The organism is Mesorhizobium sp. B2-4-6 (assembly GCF_006442775.1).
Classification (GTDB): Bacteria; Pseudomonadota; Alphaproteobacteria; order Rhizobiales; family Rhizobiaceae; genus Mesorhizobium.
In genome coordinates this window covers 43,135-60,298 of the sequence record NZ_VFVI01000008.1, presented here as the reverse complement: position 1 = coordinate 60,298, position 17,164 = coordinate 43,135, and the positions used below count along the sequence as shown (strand labels likewise).

General features: G+C 63.6%; 20 protein-coding genes. 6 read left to right on the top strand and 14 right to left on the bottom strand.

The window, feature by feature from the left end; genetic code table 11:
- Positions 1-71 precede the first annotated feature (71 nt).
- A complete protein-coding gene (locus tag FJ957_RS19980; protein ID WP_140834360.1) occupies positions 72-1,286 on the top strand; it encodes a glycosyltransferase family 87 protein in 1,215 nt (404 codons plus the stop codon).
- A 113-nt stretch (positions 1,287-1,399) separates the two neighbouring features.
- Here FJ957_RS19980 and FJ957_RS19975 read toward each other — a convergent pair whose 3' ends face one another.
- The 12 genes from FJ957_RS19975 to hisB all read right to left on the bottom strand — a co-directional run bounded on the left by FJ957_RS19975 (position 1,400) and on the right by hisB (position 11,110).
- Positions 1,400-2,998, bottom strand: a complete 1,599-nt coding sequence (locus FJ957_RS19975; RefSeq protein WP_140834357.1) for a hypothetical protein — start codon at positions 2,996-2,998, stop codon at positions 1,400-1,402.
- 337 nt (positions 2,999-3,335) lie between these two features.
- A complete protein-coding gene (locus FJ957_RS19965) occupies positions 3,336-5,021 on the bottom strand; it encodes a hypothetical protein (protein ID WP_246685898.1) in 1,686 nt (561 codons plus the stop codon).
- Positions 5,022-5,133: 112 nt separating this feature from the next.
- Entirely contained in the window at positions 5,134-5,307 is a 174-nt protein-coding gene (locus tag FJ957_RS31855; RefSeq protein WP_181180636.1) for a hypothetical protein, read from the bottom strand.
- A gap of 73 nt (positions 5,308-5,380) precedes the next feature.
- On the bottom strand, positions 5,381-6,340 hold the full coding sequence (gene coaA, locus FJ957_RS19955; RefSeq protein WP_140834350.1) for a type I pantothenate kinase: 960 nt from the start codon (positions 6,338-6,340) through the stop codon (positions 5,381-5,383).
- A gap of 37 nt (positions 6,341-6,377) precedes the next feature.
- Positions 6,378-6,701, bottom strand: a complete 324-nt coding sequence (locus FJ957_RS19950) for a phosphoribosyl-ATP diphosphatase (RefSeq protein WP_140834348.1) — start codon at positions 6,699-6,701, stop codon at positions 6,378-6,380.
- 9 nt (positions 6,702-6,710) lie between these two features.
- A complete protein-coding gene (gene hisF / locus FJ957_RS19945) occupies positions 6,711-7,505 on the bottom strand; it encodes an imidazole glycerol phosphate synthase subunit HisF (RefSeq protein ID WP_181180635.1) in 795 nt (264 codons plus the stop codon).
- Positions 7,502-8,341, bottom strand: a complete 840-nt coding sequence (locus tag FJ957_RS19940; RefSeq protein WP_140708471.1) for an arginase family protein — start codon at positions 8,339-8,341, stop codon at positions 7,502-7,504. Before FJ957_RS19940 ends, hisF begins: the two co-directional genes overlap by 4 nt.
- On the bottom strand, positions 8,338-9,084 hold the full coding sequence (gene hisA, locus FJ957_RS19935; protein WP_140834343.1) for a 1-(5-phosphoribosyl)-5-[(5-phosphoribosylamino)methylideneamino]imidazole-4-carboxamide isomerase: 747 nt from the start codon (positions 9,082-9,084) through the stop codon (positions 8,338-8,340). The genes FJ957_RS19940 and hisA overlap by 4 nt, the downstream gene beginning before the upstream one ends.
- Before the next feature lie 3 nt (positions 9,085-9,087).
- Positions 9,088-9,378, bottom strand: a complete 291-nt coding sequence (locus tag FJ957_RS19930) for a DUF1330 domain-containing protein (RefSeq protein WP_140641712.1) — start codon at positions 9,376-9,378, stop codon at positions 9,088-9,090.
- 2 nt (positions 9,379-9,380) lie between these two features.
- Positions 9,381-10,031 (bottom strand): imidazole glycerol phosphate synthase subunit HisH, encoded by a 651-nt coding sequence (gene hisH / locus FJ957_RS19925; RefSeq protein WP_140834341.1) that lies wholly within the window; start codon positions 10,029-10,031, stop codon positions 9,381-9,383.
- Between the two features lies 1 nt (position 10,032).
- Positions 10,033-10,509 (bottom strand): DUF2628 domain-containing protein, encoded by a 477-nt coding sequence (locus FJ957_RS19920; protein ID WP_140834339.1) that lies wholly within the window; start codon positions 10,507-10,509, stop codon positions 10,033-10,035.
- A gap of 4 nt (positions 10,510-10,513) precedes the next feature.
- Positions 10,514-11,110 (bottom strand): imidazoleglycerol-phosphate dehydratase HisB, encoded by a 597-nt coding sequence (gene hisB, locus FJ957_RS19915; protein ID WP_140834337.1) that lies wholly within the window; start codon positions 11,108-11,110, stop codon positions 10,514-10,516.
- A 219-nt stretch (positions 11,111-11,329) separates the two neighbouring features.
- On the opposite strand from hisB, the gene hslV reads away from it, so the two are divergent.
- The 5 genes from hslV to FJ957_RS19890 all read left to right on the top strand — a co-directional run bounded on the left by hslV (position 11,330) and on the right by FJ957_RS19890 (position 15,592).
- Complete coding sequence (gene hslV / locus FJ957_RS19910; protein ID WP_140834335.1) at positions 11,330-11,881, top strand: ATP-dependent protease subunit HslV; 552 nt, start codon at positions 11,330-11,332, stop codon at positions 11,879-11,881.
- Between the two features lie 44 nt (positions 11,882-11,925).
- Positions 11,926-12,453 (top strand): GNAT family N-acetyltransferase, encoded by a 528-nt coding sequence (locus FJ957_RS19905; RefSeq protein WP_140834333.1) that lies wholly within the window; start codon positions 11,926-11,928, stop codon positions 12,451-12,453.
- A gap of 4 nt (positions 12,454-12,457) precedes the next feature.
- Positions 12,458-13,057, top strand: coding sequence for a DUF2585 domain-containing protein (locus FJ957_RS19900; protein WP_140834329.1), 600 nt, complete (start codon positions 12,458-12,460; stop codon positions 13,055-13,057).
- A 5-nt stretch (positions 13,058-13,062) separates the two neighbouring features.
- The gene (gene hslU, locus FJ957_RS19895) at positions 13,063-14,373 is read left to right on the top strand and encodes an ATP-dependent protease ATPase subunit HslU (RefSeq protein ID WP_140658744.1); all 1,311 of its coding nucleotides are present in this window, start codon (positions 13,063-13,065) and stop codon (positions 14,371-14,373) included.
- 259 nt (positions 14,374-14,632) lie between these two features.
- Positions 14,633-15,592: a DUF1402 family protein gene (locus tag FJ957_RS19890; protein WP_140834327.1), complete on the top strand. Its 960-nt coding sequence runs from the start codon at positions 14,633-14,635 to the stop codon at positions 15,590-15,592.
- Positions 15,593-15,598: 6 nt separating this feature from the next.
- Here the strand turns inward: FJ957_RS19890 and FJ957_RS19885 are convergent, their stop codons facing one another.
- Positions 15,599-16,837, bottom strand: a complete 1,239-nt coding sequence (locus tag FJ957_RS19885; RefSeq protein WP_181180634.1) for an FAD-dependent oxidoreductase — start codon at positions 16,835-16,837, stop codon at positions 15,599-15,601.
- Positions 16,834-17,148, bottom strand: a complete 315-nt coding sequence (locus FJ957_RS19880; RefSeq protein WP_140834325.1) for a MocE family 2Fe-2S type ferredoxin — start codon at positions 17,146-17,148, stop codon at positions 16,834-16,836. Before FJ957_RS19880 ends, FJ957_RS19885 begins: the two co-directional genes overlap by 4 nt.
- Positions 17,149-17,164: the final 16 nt, after the last annotated feature.

Sequence of the window (17,164 nt, the reverse complement as noted above, 5' to 3'; positions counted from 1 at the left end):
TTCCTGGCGCCGGGGCAACGCGATCTTAAGGACACGGCGACTAAAAGGTCGGTTGCGAAATCGAGATCGCCATGCAGCCGGACTGGATCAGAACCCGAAGCCTCTTGGACGTGGCCATCGTCACGGTGGTATCGATCGTCGCGCTTTGGATGGCCGAGTTTTACCTGAGCAGCTTGTGGACCCTGAACAGCAAGGGATTTTCCGCGCTGTCGCACAGGCTGCCCTACTGGGATTTCACCAACCTCTGGGCCGGGTCCCGCATGGCGATGGAGGGCCACGTCGCCCTCCTTTTCGACGTGGACGCCTACCGCGCGGCGCTGCGCGGCATGTTCTCGCCCGACCTTCCCAATCAGGAATGGAGCTATCCGCCGAACATCCTGTTGCTCGGCGTTCCGCTTGCCACCTTGCCGATCTTGCCTGCCTATCTGGTCTGGACGGTCGGGACTGTGCTCTGTCTGTGGCTGGCGATCCGGCCGCTGAAGCTCGGAGCGGCCCTGGAACTGGCGATTGTCTTGAGCCCCGCCGTGATCTGGAACTCGGTGTTCGGCCAGAACGGCGCGCTGACCACCGCGCTCTTGATCGGCGGCGTCGCCGTGGCGCCAAGACGTCCGCTGCTGGCCGGAATCCTGTTCGGCCTGCTGACGATCAAACCGCATCTCGGTATTCTCGTGCCTTTCTGCCTGCTCGCCAGCGGCAACTGGAGGGCCATTCTCGCGGCCGTCGGGACCGCGGTCGCGGTCGCCGTCGCCACCGGCCTGTTCTTCGGCTTCGATGTCTGGCGCCTGTTCCTGACCGAAACCCGGCCCTTGATGACGGCGATCATGGAGGCGCCTTATCCGCAACCCTATCAGTACAACGCGATCACGGTGTTCTTCACGGCAAGGGCTGTCGGCCTTGGCGTGATCCCCGCCTATGGGGTGCAGGCGGTCGCCACCATCGCTTCCATTGCAGCGGCGATCTGGCTCTGGTGGCCCGGGCGCCTGGTCTCGCATCAGGAACGCGTGGCGCTTACCGCGATCCTTGCGATCCTTGCCACGCCCTACGGCTACACCTACGACACGATCGGTGTGGCCGTAGCGGTCGCGATGCTCGCCGCGATGGTTTCCAGGCCGCCTCGGCTGATCCTGGCGATTTGCTGGCTCGGGCCTTTCGTCGTGCATTTTTTCACCTGGGGCGGATATTGCGTCGCTGTCCTGATCCCGCTGTTTCTTGCCGTGTGGATGCTGCATTCGATATGGACGAGAGGCCGGAAGGCTGAACTCTCGGGAGAACCGTCCCTAGCCTGAAGCAATTCCGGGATGCGTGGGCAGCGATGGGCTTGGCGACTTTAAGGACTGCTTTGGAAAGACGTGTCTTAACGTCAATTGATCTGGCCAGTGCTGATCTGGCCAGTGCCGCCCTAATTGCGTTCGGCGATATCGCTGCGGATGAACAGGGTTACCACGGCGTTCTGATAGAGCAGACGATAGTCTTGCAAAGCCTTTGCGATCAGAGGGCTGTCACGCAGCGGCGCCGCCGCGTGCGGCTGCATCAGATGGAGCTTTACGGGTACATCCGGTCCTGCGGTTCCGTCATCGGCAACGATATCGGGCCGTTTGGTCGCCAACTCACGGGCGATCGCCTGCGTGTAGTCCGCCCGCAAGGCTTCGAGCCTGAGCCGGGTAGCGGCATCCGGCCCGGACTCAATCAAGACCTGGGCATCATTGACCATCCAGCTGGACGGGTGGCGCCCAACCATGCGAGCGCCGGCCATCCGGACGAGCGGATTGCCGATCTGCAGCGCTGAGCCGATCGATATCAAGGTCGGGTGATCGGCGATCCGGTTGATTGCGGCCGTCGCCGCGTCGAGATCGCCACGCGATTGGACGAATGCCAGGCCTTGCCTTGGCGCGACGGTCGTCACGGCGAAAAGCAGACCGAACCCGACACCCGCCTTTGCCAGCGCAGGCAGCTCGCGCAGTGGCCGCAGCCGGATGAACTGGAGCACAAACGCCGACATGCCGAGCATCAGGAACGGGATCGCCTGATAGGTCCAGCCTTTGCCCATGACGACAAAGGCTGGGACATAGCCAATACCCGCCAGCAGCAGAATCTTCGCATCGCGATGGGGCCGGTCAGGGTAGGCCATGGCCAACGTTGCCCCGGCCATGGCCACGAAAATCTTCACCGGCAAGAGCATCAACACGTCGACGGCCGGCAAGCGCATCGGCAAATAGACCTCGCGCAGCAAAGGCAGGACATCGGTGAAGAACGGCTGCATGAAGACCACAAGCGCGACCAGATAGGTGACGGTCAAAGCAGCGCCGAGGACATTCTCGGTCGTCAGCAGAGGCCGCGCCGAGCGTCGCTGCGCGGCAAGGACCAGCACCGGGGCAGCCAGCGCCAGCACGCTGAAGGGCGGTTTGATCATGACGAAAATCGCGGCGCCAAGCCCGGCGGCGAGCCGCTCGGCCGTGCTGCCGGCGCGGAAATCTACTGTCCGGTCGCGTGCCGCAAGCAGCGCCAACCAAGGCAAAAGGCAGATGACTGCGATCTGTTCGCGCTGGCCGAAATCCGCCGGGGACAGGCTAAGCAGAAGAAACACCAGGACCGGAACTGCCCAGACGAATCGTGTCAGCGTTTGGTCGGCACGTACAAGAATTCGAGCTGAAAGCCAGACCGAACCGATTGCCAGCACTGCCATGCCGAGCCCCACCCAGAGCTCCGCCGAAAGCCCGGTCAACCGCTCGAGAACCAGGAATGGCAAATAGAGCCAGGTGGAAAAGGGCGGATTGGCCTCGGCGACGTCGACATAGAGGCGTTCGCCGCTCAGCACGCGGTCGCCGACGGTCAGCAGCCACGATACGTCGACATTGCCCGGCAAGACGCGCGAGACGACGATCGCATAGAGGGCGATCAACAATGTTGCGGCAGCCGGCAGGCCAAGACGAAATGCAGTTCCGGCCTGACGGAGCCGCAGATCGGCCTGCTCGTCCGAAGCAACCAATGGCGCATCCATGCCGGGAGCCTTTAGCAATACAGCGTTTGTGGCTCAATTTCTAACGGATCGGCAGTTAAGCGCGCTTTAACCGGTAGCCAGGACGTCCTCGACGAGCGTCGATCGGGTCCTGATGCATGTCGCCCAGAAGTGCGCAGCGGTTCTGCGACAACGACATGCATCAAAATCCGTTTCAGCGACGCGCTCCAAAGCTTCCGCAGCGCCACCTCTTCGACCAGATGGTTGGCGTGCTTGCGCAGGATGAGGTCAGCCCGTGCCCGCGTCGCCACGGCGAAATTGCCGAGCCTACCCACTCACACTTGATCCTCGCGACCTGTCCCGAAAGAGCAACTACGGATCACTCTGCCTGGGCAGTTCCTGGGTCGCGCAGCAGCACCTGAAGTTCGTCATTCTCGGCAATCTGCTGGTAGCCTCGCATGAAGTTGACGTAGTCCTGCCACCGGGCAAGCTCCGTATTCCAGTCCCTGTCGATTTTCTCGACGATTATCATGGCAGGCTGTCGGGCTTCGAGTTCGGCGAGCTTGCTCTCGATGTAGCGATCGGCGATCTGCCGGTAGCGGGACGCGGGCTCCTTGTCGCCATTCCGGGTTGCTATGCTCGAAAGATAAAGCGCCTGCTCACCCAGCCAGTCGCTGCAATGACGTGAAATCCATGTCCCGCCGAGCATGCGGGTGAGCGGATGGCCCCCCGAGATGTCGGCGCCGACTAGCGCGACGGTCGGCTGAGGAGCCGCGGCCTTGAGCTTGGCGACGAACTCGGCACCGAGCTTCTGTGTTTGCATGAACGGGATGGCGGCGGTGGCAATGATGGCAGCCAACAGCATCTTGCGCCTCAGGTCCATTGCCGTGCCCGACGACGACTCGTATGGCGCCGGGCCAGCTTGCGCCATCCTCAACGGTAGCGCCGCAAGAATCAGGCTGAAGGCCGGAAACGCGTGATAGGCCCAGCCCTTGGCCTGGTAGATCAGCGGCACGGTTGCAGCCAGCGAAGCAAGCGTGAATACGGTGATCAGCGGCGACAACGGCAATCCTGGGCGAAGAAAGCGCAGCGCCAGCAGCGCGATCAGGTAGATCGGCCCATAGGTCGTCAGCAACGCCTCCATATTCTGTATCCGCATGTAGGTGTCGGCCAGCACCGGGTAGATGACGCTTAGGAATTCCGGATGGAAATGCTGGACGGCAACGACATAGGCGACGCAAACCAGGCCGATCGTCCAGTACTCGACGGTGAAAAGCGTCCGGATCGACCGGCGGTTCCAGGCCGCGTAGAGAGCCGGAACGAGCACGACCAGCGCATAATAGGGCTTCACCAGCACCAGGATGCTGCCGCTCAATCCGGCAAGGAGGGCAACCGGCAGGCTGGGTATTCGATCGTCGATTGGCGCCGCGCGCCAGGCCGTCAGCATGAGCAACGGCAAAAACAGCGCGATCCCGAGATGCTCCCGCTCGCTGAAGGCATTGCCGGGGAGGATGACCAGCAGCGCCAGAAACAGAGGCAGCAGCGAAAACAGGGTGCGGTTCTCGACAAAACCCGCCCGCCTGGCGATCCATGCGGCAAGGCCCAGTCCTGCCAGGCAGATCGCATAGCTGTAGGCATGAACCGCGATTTCAGGCGAGATGCCGATCTTATGCGCGAGCGCCGCGGCCGGCATGAACATCCAAAGCGTGAAAGGCGGATTGACTTCGAAAATGTCGACATAGAGCCGTGATCCGGCAAGCATCCGTTCGCATACGGTGATCACCCAACTCGTGTCGGGTATGATGCCCCATCGCATCTGCCAGGGAACGGCGGCTGCCAGAACCAGCAGGCAAAGAATCGAGGTCCATGCCCACGTGTTGCGCGCTTCGCCGATCGGCGCGTCTGCTGTCGGTCTGTCGAGGACGGCGGTCATCGGCTCTCTCCTTCGGGGCAGAGGGGGCCGTTGGCGCCCATGGGAGCGTCGAAGACAAACTTGCGTAAGACTGCGAAGTTCAGAACCGGCACAAGAATGGAAGCAAGCGCCACCGGCGCCGACGACGGGCATCCAGCAAGATCGGTGAGAATTGCGGCCAGCCCAACGGAGAGAAGGAGTCCGGCACCGGTTGCACAGGCGAAGCGGAAGATTTCGACGCCAAGCGCACTGTCAGGCATGAACGTCACGCAGCGATGCCCGCAATAGGAAAACACTGTTCCGGCGCTGGCGTCGAGCTTGTCGAGTTAGGCTCATCCCACCGCACGAGCAGCGGCAGCACCGCCTCCTCGTTGAAGATCGGAATGACCAGTGAATAGACCGGGGCCTTGCGGCCGGCGGCATTGCCCGCATTGATCACCGGTTGCCTCCCGACACCCGCTGGAGTTTGGCTCGCAAAGCTAGTCGGGATTGCCTAAGGCGCCGTTAAGGGGTCACAATTTCCTTAACGCCACTTCCTCGATCAGGTGGTTGGCGCCCTTGCGCAGGATGAGATCGGCCCGCGCCCTGGTCGGCAGGATGTTCTCGCGCAGGTTCTTCAGGTTGATGTTGGCCCAGAGCCCTTCGGCGATGGCCCGCGCGGCATCCTGCGAAAGCTGCGAATAGCGGTGGAAGAAGGAGTCCGGATTGCGGAAGGCGGTTTCGCGCAGCCGCATGAAGCGCTGGATGTACCATTGATGGATCAGCTTCTCGTCGGCATCGATATAGATGGCGAAATCGAAGAAGTCGGACAGGAACGGCACGATCTTGCCGTCCTTCGGCAGCTTGCCCGGCTGCAGGACGTTGATGCCTTCGAAGATCAATATGTCCGGACGGTCGATGGTGACGAACTCGCCGGGGATCACGTCATAGGTCAGGTGCGAATAGACCGGCGCGATGACGCTGTTTTGCGCCGACTTGATGCCGGACAGGAACCTAAGCAGCGCGCCGACGTCGTAGCTCTCGGGGAACCCTTTGCGCTCCATGAGGTTCTCGCGGCGCAGGATCTCGTTGGGCAACAGGAATCCGTCGGTGGTGATGAGGTCCACCTTCGGGCTCGACGGCCAGCGCGCCAGAAGCTGCTTCAGCACGCGCGCCGTGGTCGACTTGCCGACCGCGACCGAGCCGGCGATGCCGATGATGAAGGGGGTCTTGACGACATCCTGCGCCTTGAAGAAGGCCTGGCGCTGCCTGAACAAAAGCTGGCTTGCCTCGACATGCGCCGAAAGCAGCCGCGACAACGAGAGATAGATGCGCTTGACCTCTTCGAGGTCGACCGGGTCGTTGAGCGAGCGCAGCCGGTCGATCTCTTCCCCGGTCAGCGTCAGCGGCGTGTCTGCGCGGAACTGCGACCATTGCTCGGCGGAGAAGAATCGATAGGGGGAATACTTCTCGGTCGGAGCAAGCTGGTCCATCGGGTTTCCTACCCTCCTCGCCGTCAGCCCCGGGCCATCAACCGCGGGGACGAGACGCCTTTTCGGCGATGCCCGAGCGGCCGGTTCGGCTCTCGAGCTCCTTCAGCACGTCGTCAAGCGGAACGCCCGCTATGCCAAGGACGACCAGCCAATGATATATAAGATCGGCACTTTCCGAAACGAGGGCCTGCCTGTCGCCGCGGATGGCGGCGATCACGGTCTCGACCGCTTCCTCGCCGAGCTTCTGCGCCGCCTTGTCCATGCCTTTGGCGAACAGCTTCGCCGTCCATGAGTCAGCGTCGCCGGAATGGGCGCGCTGATGGATGATCGTTTCCAGCTCGGCGAGCGAAAATTGAGCCATAGCAGTGGTTTAAGTCCGATGTGCCGACGAGTCCAGCCGCATCGGCAGGCCGGCTCTGGCCATGTGCGCCTTGGCCTCGGCGATCGTGAAGGTGCCGAAGTGGAAGATCGAGGCGGCAAGCACCGCGCCCGCATGGCCGTCGCGGATGCCTTCGACCAGGTGATCGAGCGTTCCGACGCCCCCGGAAGCGATCACCGGCGCGCGCACCGCGTCGGCAATCGCGCGGGTGAGCGCAATGTCGTAGCCGGCCTTGGTGCCGTCGCGGTCCATCGAGGTCAAAAGAATCTCGCCGGCGCCGCGATCGACCATCGTCTTGGCGAATTCGACCGCGTCGATGCCGGTCTTCTCGCGTCCGCCATGGGTGAAAATCTCCCAGCGATCGGCTTCGTCGGCCGCCGACACCTTCTTGGCGTCGATCGCAACGACGATGCACTGGTTGCCGAACTTGTCGGCGGCTTCCGCGACGAAATCCGGGTTCTTCACCGCCGCGGTGTTGATCGACACCTTGTCGGCGCCGGCCAGAAGCAGCTTGCGGATGTCGGCCACCTGGCGCACGCCGCCGCCGACGGTGAGCGGCATGAAGCACTGCTCGGCCGTCCTGGCGACCACGTCGAAGATCGTCTCGCGATTGTCGGACGATGCGGTGATGTCGAGGAAGCAGAGCTCGTCGGCGCCTGCGGCATCATAAGCCTTGGCGGCTTCGACCGGGTCGCCGGCATCGATCAGGTCGACGAAATTGACGCCCTTGACCACCCGGCCGCCCTTGACGTCGAGGCAGGGGATGACGCGGGCCTTGAGCATCACTTGCCTTCCAGGGTCGAGAGCAGGTCGACCACCAGCTCGCCGACCAGCGGCGGCACGTCGCCCTTGGGGTCGAAGGCCGGATCGTAGGCGGAAATGGTCAACCCGGCGATGGCGAGCGGACCGGCGAGACCGCACATCGCGGTGCGCACCTGTTCGGGCGCCGGACCGCCGGGCGTGGTGTAGCGGTTGGCCTGCAGCTTCTCGGGGTCGTGCACGTCGAGGTCGACATGCATGTGCACCTGGTTTGCGCCGTCGGCCTTCAGCCTTTGCGCAGCAGCCTTCCAGTCCGGGCACTCGGTCCGGATGACGGGCAGCGCTTTCAGCAGCTCCTTCTCGGCCTCGTCGAGGTCGCGCGCATTGACCAAAACACAACGCGACGGATCGACCGGCTTGAAGCCGGGAATCTGGTTGGCCATCGTCCGCCAGCACAGGCCGAGTGCGACAGCCAGCGCCATGCCGTCGAGGAAGCCGGTGGTGGAGGTCTCAGGCGTGTTGAGGTCGCCATGCTGGTCGGCCCAGATAATGGCGTCAGCGCCGGCACCGGCCACGGCGCCCGCGGCGGTCAGGCAGTTGCCCGCCAGCACGATCGGAAACCGCTTCTTGTCCATCGCGATGCGGACCTGGCCCGAAACGGCATTGCAGACGGCGAATCCGGTGCTGATCTCGCGCTCTTCTTCGTCCTCGACCACCTTGCCGATGTCATGCACCTCGACGTCGTGGCCGGCGAGCTTCAGCGCCTCGGCCAGCCCGCCCGAGATCAGCGCGTCCGGGCCCTGGCCGCAGCCGCCGTGGAAATGGCCGCTGTCATAGGATGCCAGGATGATGGAAATGTTCACGCTCTTGCCTCCGCCCGCTCGCCGCGCAGGATCGCCAGCGCTTCGGCCGGGTCGATACGTCCGTCATATAGGGCGCGGCCGGAGATCGCGCCTTCGAGTTTGTGCGCGTCCGGCATGGTCATGCGCACGATGTCGGCGATCGAGGCGAGGCCGCCGGATGCGATCACCGGAATGGACACCGCCTCGGCGAGGCTGATGGTCGAATCCCAGTTGATGCCGGTCAGCACACCGTCCCGATCGATGTCGGTGTAGATGATGGCGGCGACGCCGGCGCCCTCGAACTTGTTCGCCAGCTCGATGACGCCGAGCTCGGAGGCCTCGGCCCAGCCCTCGACGGCGACCTTGCCGCCCTTGGCGTCGATGCCGACCACTATTTTTCCGGGAAAAGCCTTGCAGGCTTGCTTGACCAGTTCGGGTTCGCGCACCGCCACGGTGCCGAGGATAACGCGCGTCAGGCCGCGATCCAGCCAGTCCTCGATCTGCGGCAAGGTGCGGATGCCGCCACCGAGCTGCACCGGGTTCTTCGTCGCTTTCAGGATAGCGCCGACCGCCGCTGAGTTGACGCTCTGGCCCTTGAAGGCGCCGTTGAGGTCGACGACATGCAGCCACTCGAAGCCCTGCTCCTCGAAGGCTTTCGCCTGCGCGGCGGGATCGTCGTTGTAGATGGTGGCGGTGGCCATGTCGCCGTGCTTCAGGCGCACGCACTTGCCGTCCTTGAGGTCTATCGCCGGAAACAGGATCATCGGTCAGGCGCCCTCGACGATGACGAAATGGCCGGTCGAGGCGGCGAGCCGGAACTTCGAGGCATGCTGATATTCAGGCGAGTGATAGCATTCGATCGCCTTGTCGTAGGTGTCGAACTCGACCAGCACGTGACGGTTGCCGGTCGCTCCTTCCGGGCTCTCGTAGCGGCCGGCCCGGACCGGGAACTTCGCGCCGTATTTCGCGAAGGCGACGGCATTGGCTTCGATATACTGCTTATAGACATCCGGATCGCGGACATCGATCATCGCCATCCAATAGCCCTTCTTGCTCATTTTCAGGGCCTCCACTTCAGGAAATTGGTGATCAAGGCCAGGCCGAGCGCCTGGCTCTTCTCGGGATGGAACTGCGTGCCGGCGATATTGTCGCGCGAAACCGCTGCCGTCACCGCGCCGCCATAGTCCGCCGTCGCCAGTACCTCGTCCGCCTTCCGCGCATCGAGATAGTAGGAATGGACGAAATAGGCGTGCAATCCCTTCGCGCCGGTCTCGATGCCGGAGAACAGTGGGTGCGGGCGGGCAAGCTCGATCGTGTTCCAGCCGATCTGCGGGATTTTCAGCGCCGGATCGGACGGCGTGATCTCCTTGACGTCGCCGGCGATCCAGCCGAGGCCCTTGGTGATGGTCTTTTCGAGGCCGCGTTCCGACATCAGCTGCATGCCGACGCAGATGCCGAGGAAAGGCCGCCCCTTGGCGATTGCCGCCTCCTCCACCGCCTCCCACATGCCTGCCACCGCGTGCAGGCCGGCGGCGCAGTCGGCATAGGCGCCGACACCCGGCAGCACGATGCGGTCGGCGGAATGCACGCGCTCGGCGTCGGCCGTCAGCTCGATCGTCGCCGCAAGGCCAGCCTCGTGCGCGGCGCGCTCGAAGGCCTTGGTGGCCGAGCGCAGATTGCCCGAGCCGTAGTCGATGATGGCTACCCGCATGTCAGGGCCTTCCGGGCGTATGGGTCAATCCCAGCGCCATGCCTGTCTGTGGCGGACGGGCCAGCGACGCGTCCGGCACGATGCGCGGCATTGGCGCCGCCTCCTCGACATCGTCGGCGGTTTCCAGCGCATGGCGCGTCTCGGCGTCGCCGAGATCGCCGGCCTCGACCACGCCCCATTCCCGCCAGCCGCGCCTGCGAAGTGCCGCGATGCGCAGGCCCCGGCCTTCGAACCCGACATAGAGCGAGACCAGCAGCGACAGCATCGATCCGGCCCCTTCGAGCCCGAGTCTCTCGCCGAGCACCGACAGGAGCGCCATGACGATGAAGGTCAGGGCCGCCTCGATCCACAGCCGGTGCCAGGCGAGCCAGAGCGGCGCGGCGAGGAAGCCCAGCCAGGTGAAGCTGTCGCGCACGAAGATCGCGTCCTCGGCTTTGTTGCCACCAGCCGGCGGCTGCATCACGACATAGATCGCCATAGGGCTATCCTTTCAGGGATCCCTTGGTGGATGGCACCGCGTCGGGCTGGCGCGGATCGCGCTCCAGCGCCGCGCGCAGCGCCCGCGCCACCGCCTTGAAGCAGGTTTCGGCGATGTGATGGTTGTTGGCGCCGTAATGGTTGGTCACATGCAGCGTGATGCCGGCATTCTGCGCCAGCGCCTGGAAGAACTCCCGCACCAGTTCGGTGTCGAACGTGCCGATCTTCGGCGACGAGAAGCCGACGTTCCAGACCAGGAATGGCCGGCCGGAGACGTCGATCGCCGCCCTGGTCAGCGTCTCGTCCATGGCGAGGTCGATCGAAGCGTAGCGCATGATGCCGCGCCGCTCGCCCAGCGCCTTGCTCAGCGCCTGGCCGATCGCGATGCCGGTGTCCTCGACGGTGTGGTGGTCGTCGATATGCAGGTCGCCCTTGGCCTTCACCGTCATGTCCATCAGCGAATGCCGCGACAGCTGGTCGAGCATATGGTCGAAGAAGCCGACACCGGTCGAAATGTCGGATTTTCCCTTGCCGTCGACATGGACGGAGACCGAAATCTCGGTTTCCTTGGTCTTGCGGCTGACTTCGGCCGAACGCGTCATCGCTCTGTCCTTGTTGCCCTGTTCGGAGGCGCCAGGGCTTGAAAACGAAAGCCTTCTATCAGCATGATCCGGCGATTGCCAGTTGCCATTCCGGCCGCTATCGGCCTCGGCTGAGGGGCGGTTTGCAATCGTTGGCCCTATGCATACATATGGCCGATCAAAACTCACTCGTACCGCGCCAATCGCCTTTCCAGAGGGATAGCGCGAATCGGAGCTAAAATGTCGAATGAACTCACCATGCACGCCACGACCATCGTCAGTGTGCGCAAGGGCGACAAGGTCGTGATTGCCGGCGACGGCCAGGTCAGCCTTGGCCAGACCATCATGAAGGGCAACGCCCGCAAGGTGCGCCGCATCGGCAAGGGCGGCAGCGTCATTGCCGGCTTTGCCGGCGCCACCGCCGATGCCTTCACCCTGCTCGAGCGCCTCGAGGCCAAGCTCGAGCAATATCCCGACCAGCTGACGCGCGCCTGCGTCGAGCTCGCCAAGGACTGGCGCACCGACCGCTATCTGCGCCGCCTGGAAGCCATGATGCTGGTCGCCGACAAGTCGGTCTCGCTGGCGCTGACCGGCAATGGCGACGTGCTGGAGCCCGAGCATGGCGTCATGGCCATCGGTTCCGGCGGCAACTACGCGCTGGCGGCTGCCCGCGCGCTGATCGACACCGACAAGGATGCCGAGGAGATCGCCCGCAAGGCGATGCAGATCGCGGCCGAGATCTGCGTCTACACCAACAACAATTTTGTTGTCGAAACGCTCGATGCCGCCTGACGACCATGATCCCGAAAAGTGGCCGCCGGTTTTTCGGACAGATCATGGTCGAACCAGCAGATACATATGATTTTCGGCCGGTCACGGAAAAAGACCTGCCAATGATCGCCAGTTGGCTGCGCGAGCCGCATGTTGCCGCCTGGTGGGACGATCCGGCCAAGGAGATCGCCGAGATCCGCGAGCATATGGATTCGGTTTCGGTGGAGCCGCTGATCGTCGAGCTCGACGGCAGGCCGATCGCCTATCTGCAGAGCTATGACCCGCATATGGAGGACGACCATCCCTATGCCGACCAGCCCTTCGGCACGCTTGGCATCGATCTGTCGATCGGTCCGCCGGAACTGGTCGGCGTCGGCCATGGCCCGGCCATCCTGCGCCAGTTCGTCGAGGAGCTTTTCGAGGAAGGTGCGCCGCGCGTCGTCATCGATCCGCATCCCGACAATGGCCGCGCCATCCGCGCCTATGAGAAGGCGGGCTTCAGGCCGATCGGCCGCAGGCATTCGCAATATGGGGACGTCGTGCTGATGGCTGTCGATGCGGCCGAAGACGACGATGAAAATCTGGGGGACTGACCGAATGACCGCGCCCGAAGAGTACAGGACGCTTTCCGCCTATGAGGACAGTTGGCGCATAGGCCTGCTGGTCGTGCTTGCTCTGGTCATCTTCCAGGCAGGCGCCTTGTACGGCATGGGCCATCCGCCGATCTGCACCTGCGGCTACGTCAAGCTCTGGCACGGCGTGGTCGACAGCTCGGAGAATTCCCAGCACATCGCCGACTGGTACACCTTCTCGCATATCATCCACGGCTTCCTGTTCTATGCGCTGGCGAGGTTCCTCTTCCCGCGATCGCCAATTGGGCTGCGGCTCGCTTTCGCGGTCCTCATCGAAGGTGGTTGGGAGCTTCTGGAAAACAGCCCCTTCATCATCGACCGCTACCGCGCCGGCACCATCTCGCTCAACTATTACGGCGACTCCATCATCAACTCGGTGTCCGACACGCTGTTCATGGTGCTGGGATTTGTGATGGCGCGAAAGCTACCTATATGGGTGATCGTGGCCCTGGCGCTTATCTTCGAGCTCGGCACGGGCTACATCATCCGGGACAATCTGACGCTCAACGTGATCATGCTGCTGCATCCGTTCGAGTCCATCAAGCAGTGGCAAAGTGGAATTTGAGTCTTATGAGCACCTTTTCTCCCCGTGAAATCGTTTCGGAACTCGACCGCTTCATCATCGGCCAGAAGGACGCCAAGCGCGCCGTGGCGATCGCCTTGCGCAACCGCTGGCGCCGCCAGCAGCTGGAAGGCCAGATGCGCGAAGAGGTAATGCCGAAGAACATCCTGATGATCGGCCCGACCGGCGTCGGCAAGACCGAGATATCGCGCCGCCTGGCGCGGCTCGCCGGCGCGCCCTTCGTCAAGGTCGAGGCGACCAAGTTCACCGAGGTCGGCTATGTCGGCCGCGATGTCGAACAGATCGTGCGCGACCTCGTCGAGGTTGCCATCGGTCTGGCACGCGAAAAGATGCGCGGAGATGTCAATGCGCGCGCCCAGGTCAATGCCGAGGAGCGCGTGCTGGAAGCTCTCGTCGGCAAGACGGCGAGCCCGGCGACCCGCGATTCGTTCCGCAAGAAGCTGCGCGACGGCGAGCTTGACGACAAGGAGATCGAGATCGAGGTGGCCGACACCGGCACCGGCGGCATGCCCGGCTTCGAGATTCCCGGCATGCCCGGCGCCAATGTCGGCGTGCTCAACATCAACGACATGCTGTCGAAGGCTATGGGCGGCCGCAAGACCAAAACCCGCAAGACCACGGTGCGCGATTCCTACGCGCTGCTGGTCAATGACGAGTCCGACAAGCTGCTCGATCAGGACGAGGTGGTGCGCAGGGCGCTGGAATCGGCCGAGAACGACGGCATCGTCTTCCTCGACGAGATCGACAAGATCGCGGCCAGGAGCGACATTTCGGGCGGCCCGTCGCGCGAAGGCGTGCAGCGCGACCTGCTGCCGCTGGTCGAAGGCACCACGGTCGCGACCAAATATGGGCCGATCAAGACCGACCATATATTGTTCATCGCTTCGGGCGCCTTCCACGTCTCCAAGCCGTCGGACCTGCTGCCCGAGCTGCAGGGCCGCCTGCCGATCCGTGTCGAGCTGCGCGCGCTGGAGAAGGCGGATTTCATCCGCATCCTCACCGAGACGGAGGCAAGCCTCATCAAGCAGTATATCGCGCTGATGAAGACCGAGGGCGTCGAGCTGACATTCACCGACGACGCCATCGATTCGCTCGCCGGCATCGCCGTCGACCTCAACGCCAGCGTCGAGAACATCGGCGCCCGGCGCCTGCAGACGGTAATGGAGCGCGTGCTGGACGAAATCTCCTACGACGCCCCGGACCGCAACGGCACGGCCGTCACCATCGACGCTGCCTATGTCGAGAAGCATGTCGGCGACCTGTCGCGCAACACCGACCTGTCGCGATTCATCCTTTAGCTCGTGATTTCGGGCTTGCCTGCAGCAAACCCGAAACGCTCTTGCAACCCCAAGTGTGGCCAAATGGAAGCATCTGGCCACCATTCTTGGTGGCAGATTGAAGCCTTCTCTCGACTCTGCCGGGCGCTTTACCTAGGTTGCCGCCGTTTCCGAAAGCAATTTCAGGAAAAGTGTCCAGCGGTTTTCCGCCTGAAATTGCGTTCAATCAAAATGGTTGGGGTGGATCGGCGATAGCCGAGCCGCCCCAAGGCGGCGGCGGATGAAGAAATACCTGTTTCTCTGTGTTGGACTTGTGCTGGCGGCGGCGGTGACGATCGCCGATGCCGCGACAATGGTGCCGCCGGGCAACCGCAACAGCGTGCAGCCGGATATTCCGGGCGCCTCCAGCCGGCGCACCCAGGCCACCAGCACGACGTTCCAGGCCAAGTACCGCAAGGTCTACGCGCTGTTGCAGAACGACGCCGAGCTGCGCGGCAAGATCAGGAAGGCGGCGGCGGCCTACGGCATCGACCCCATGCATATCGTCGGCGCCATCGTCGGCGAGCACACCTACAATGTCGACGCCTATGACCGCCTGCAGACCTATTACGTCAAGGCGATCTCCTATCTGTCGAGCAAGCTCTCCTTCGCCTATCACGGCGAGGACGTCTCGGATTTCATCCAGCGGCCCGAATTCAAGAAATGCGCCGGCATGGACGATAGCTACGACCTTTGGGAATGCCGCGAGCAGGTCTGGAACCGCGCCTTCCGCGGCAAGACCGTCGGCGACGAGGATTTCCCCAATGACCGCTTCGGCGCCACCTTCTTCCAGCCTTATTATGCCGGCCAGACGTTCGGGCTCGGCCAGTTGAACCCGCTGACGGCGCTGCAGATGAGCGACCTGGTGCACAAGGTCTCCGGCCTGCCCAGGCTCGACGTCGGCGATCCCAACGCGGTCTACAAGACCATCATGGACCCGGACCTGACGCTGCCCTATGTCGCCGCGACCATCAAGAAGTCGATCGACGCCTATCGCGGCATTGCCGGCTTCGACATCTCGAAAAATCCGGGCCTGACCGCCACGCTCTACAATGTCGGCAACCCCGAGCAGCGCGCCTATGCGCTGAAGGCCGAGAACGACAAGCGCCGCGCTGCCGGCGAACCGGAAAAGCTGCCTGAGGAGAATTATTACGGCTGGCTGGTCAACGACAAGCTGGACGAGCTGAAGGCGCTTTTCTAGAAAACCTCACGCCGCCAGCAGCGACTTCAGCTTGACCGCTTGCGATCCGAGCGCTTCCGGCGCCGGGCTCGCTCTCTTGGCGATCAGCATCTCCGCCAGGCGGATGTCGCGTGCAACCGCATTGCCGGGGCCGATGCCGCTGGCGGCGACCAGCCGGCCGTCCTGCGCCAGATGAAACAGGATGAAGGCTCCGTCATCGAGATCGCGGCGCACGCTCGAACGGCCCTCGTCCGACAGTCCGGCGATTTGCAGGGTGAGCCCGTACTGATCCGACCAGAACCACGGCACCGCGGCATGCGCCTCTTTGGCGCCCAGCATGTTCTTCGCGGCTAAAGCGCCCTGTTCCTGGGCGTTGCGCCAGGCTTCGAGGCGTACGCGCCGGCCGCCATAGACGGCAAGCGGGAACGAGCAGCAATCGCCGGCGGCAAAGATATCCGGGTCGGCGGTGCGCAAATGCTCGTCGACGGCGATGCCGTTGTCGATTGTTAGCCCGGCTTCTGCGGCAAGCGCCGTCACCGGCACGGCGCCGATGCCGATCACCGCGAGATCGGCGATGACCTTCTGTCCGTCGGCCAGCGTGATGCCGACCTCCGCGCCGTCATCGGCGATCGCGGCGATTCCCTGGCCGGTGCGGATCGCAACGCCCTCGGCTTCATGCGCCTTGTGGATGATTTCAGCGATGTCGGCCGGTACGCCGCGCATCAGGATGCGCGGTTGCGCCTCGATGACCGTGACGATGGCGCCAAGCTTGCGCGCCGCTGCGGCAAGCTCGAGGCCGATGAAGCCGCCGCCGATGATGGCGACGCGGTTGCCGGCGCTGAGATGGGCGCGAATGGCTACAGCGTCGTTGAAGGTCCTGAGATAGACGCAGCGGCCGCCAAGCCCCGGCATCGGCAGCTTGCGCGGCACCGATCCGGTCGCCAGCAAAAGCTTTTCATATGGCAGGGAAGAGCCGTCCGACAGCCGCACGACATGCGCGCCGCGGTCGATCGCGACGGCCCGGACGGAATGGATGTGGCGGATCGAGCGCTCGGCGAAAAGCGCGTCGGTGGCGATCGCCTTGATGGCCGGCGCCTCGCCCGTCATCGCTTCCTTCGACAGTGGCGGCCGCTCATAGGGCAGGTGCGGCTCGTCGCCGACCAGCGTGACCGGCCCTTCGAAACCGAGATCGCGGAGCGCAAGCGCTGCGCGACCGCCGCATTCGCCGGCGCCGATAATCACCATTCCTCCGGCCATCATCGTCATCCGATCCGGATAAGGACTTTGCCGGCGTCGACCTTGACCGGATAAGTCTTGAGGTTGACGCAGACCGGCGCGCCTCTTGCATCGCCGGTCTTGTAGTTGAAGCGGCCGTTGTGCTTGGGGCATTCGATGATGTCGTCCATCACCAGCCCGTCGGCCAGATGCACCTTTTCATGCGTGCACAGGCCGTCGGTCGCGAAATATTCGTCGTCCGGGCTGCGGTAGACGGCAAAGGTGCGGCCGGCATGGTCGAACCGCATCACGTCCTCTTCATCGATGTCTCCGGCCGCGCAGGCCTCGACCCAGTCGCTCATCTCGTCCTCCAGCGAA

Coding starts and splice junctions, on each gene's coding strand:
- hslU (WP_140658744.1), top strand. CDS start 13,063: ATGAGCACCTTTTCTCCCCGTGAAATCGTTTCGGAACTCGACCGCTTC.
- FJ957_RS19885 (WP_181180634.1), bottom strand. CDS start 16,837: ATGACGATGATGGCCGGAGGAATGGTGATTATCGGCGCCGGCGAATGC.
- hslV (WP_140834335.1), top strand. CDS start 11,330: ATGTCGAATGAACTCACCATGCACGCCACGACCATCGTCAGTGTGCGC.
- coaA (WP_140834350.1), bottom strand. CDS start 6,340: ATGGACCAGCTTGCTCCGACCGAGAAGTATTCCCCCTATCGATTCTTC.
- FJ957_RS19905 (WP_140834333.1), top strand. CDS start 11,926: ATGGTCGAACCAGCAGATACATATGATTTTCGGCCGGTCACGGAAAAA.
- hisA (WP_140834343.1), bottom strand. CDS start 9,084: ATGATCCTGTTTCCGGCGATAGACCTCAAGGACGGCAAGTGCGTGCGC.
- FJ957_RS19930 (WP_140641712.1), bottom strand. CDS start 9,378: ATGAGCAAGAAGGGCTATTGGATGGCGATGATCGATGTCCGCGATCCG.
- FJ957_RS19975 (WP_140834357.1), bottom strand. CDS start 2,998: ATGGATGCGCCATTGGTTGCTTCGGACGAGCAGGCCGATCTGCGGCTC.
- FJ957_RS19950 (WP_140834348.1), bottom strand. CDS start 6,701: ATGGCTCAATTTTCGCTCGCCGAGCTGGAAACGATCATCCATCAGCGC.
- FJ957_RS19965 (WP_246685898.1), bottom strand. CDS start 5,021: ATGCCCGTCGTCGGCGCCGGTGGCGCTTGCTTCCATTCTTGTGCCGGT.
- FJ957_RS19920 (WP_140834339.1), bottom strand. CDS start 10,509: ATGGCGATCTATGTCGTGATGCAGCCGCCGGCTGGTGGCAACAAAGCC.
- FJ957_RS19890 (WP_140834327.1), top strand. CDS start 14,633: ATGAAGAAATACCTGTTTCTCTGTGTTGGACTTGTGCTGGCGGCGGCG.
- FJ957_RS19900 (WP_140834329.1), top strand. CDS start 12,458: ATGACCGCGCCCGAAGAGTACAGGACGCTTTCCGCCTATGAGGACAGT.
- hisH (WP_140834341.1), bottom strand. CDS start 10,031: ATGCGGGTAGCCATCATCGACTACGGCTCGGGCAATCTGCGCTCGGCC.
- FJ957_RS19880 (WP_140834325.1), bottom strand. CDS start 17,148: ATGAGCGACTGGGTCGAGGCCTGCGCGGCCGGAGACATCGATGAAGAG.
- hisB (WP_140834337.1), bottom strand. CDS start 11,110: ATGACGCGTTCGGCCGAAGTCAGCCGCAAGACCAAGGAAACCGAGATT.
- FJ957_RS19980 (WP_140834360.1), top strand. CDS start 72: ATGCAGCCGGACTGGATCAGAACCCGAAGCCTCTTGGACGTGGCCATC.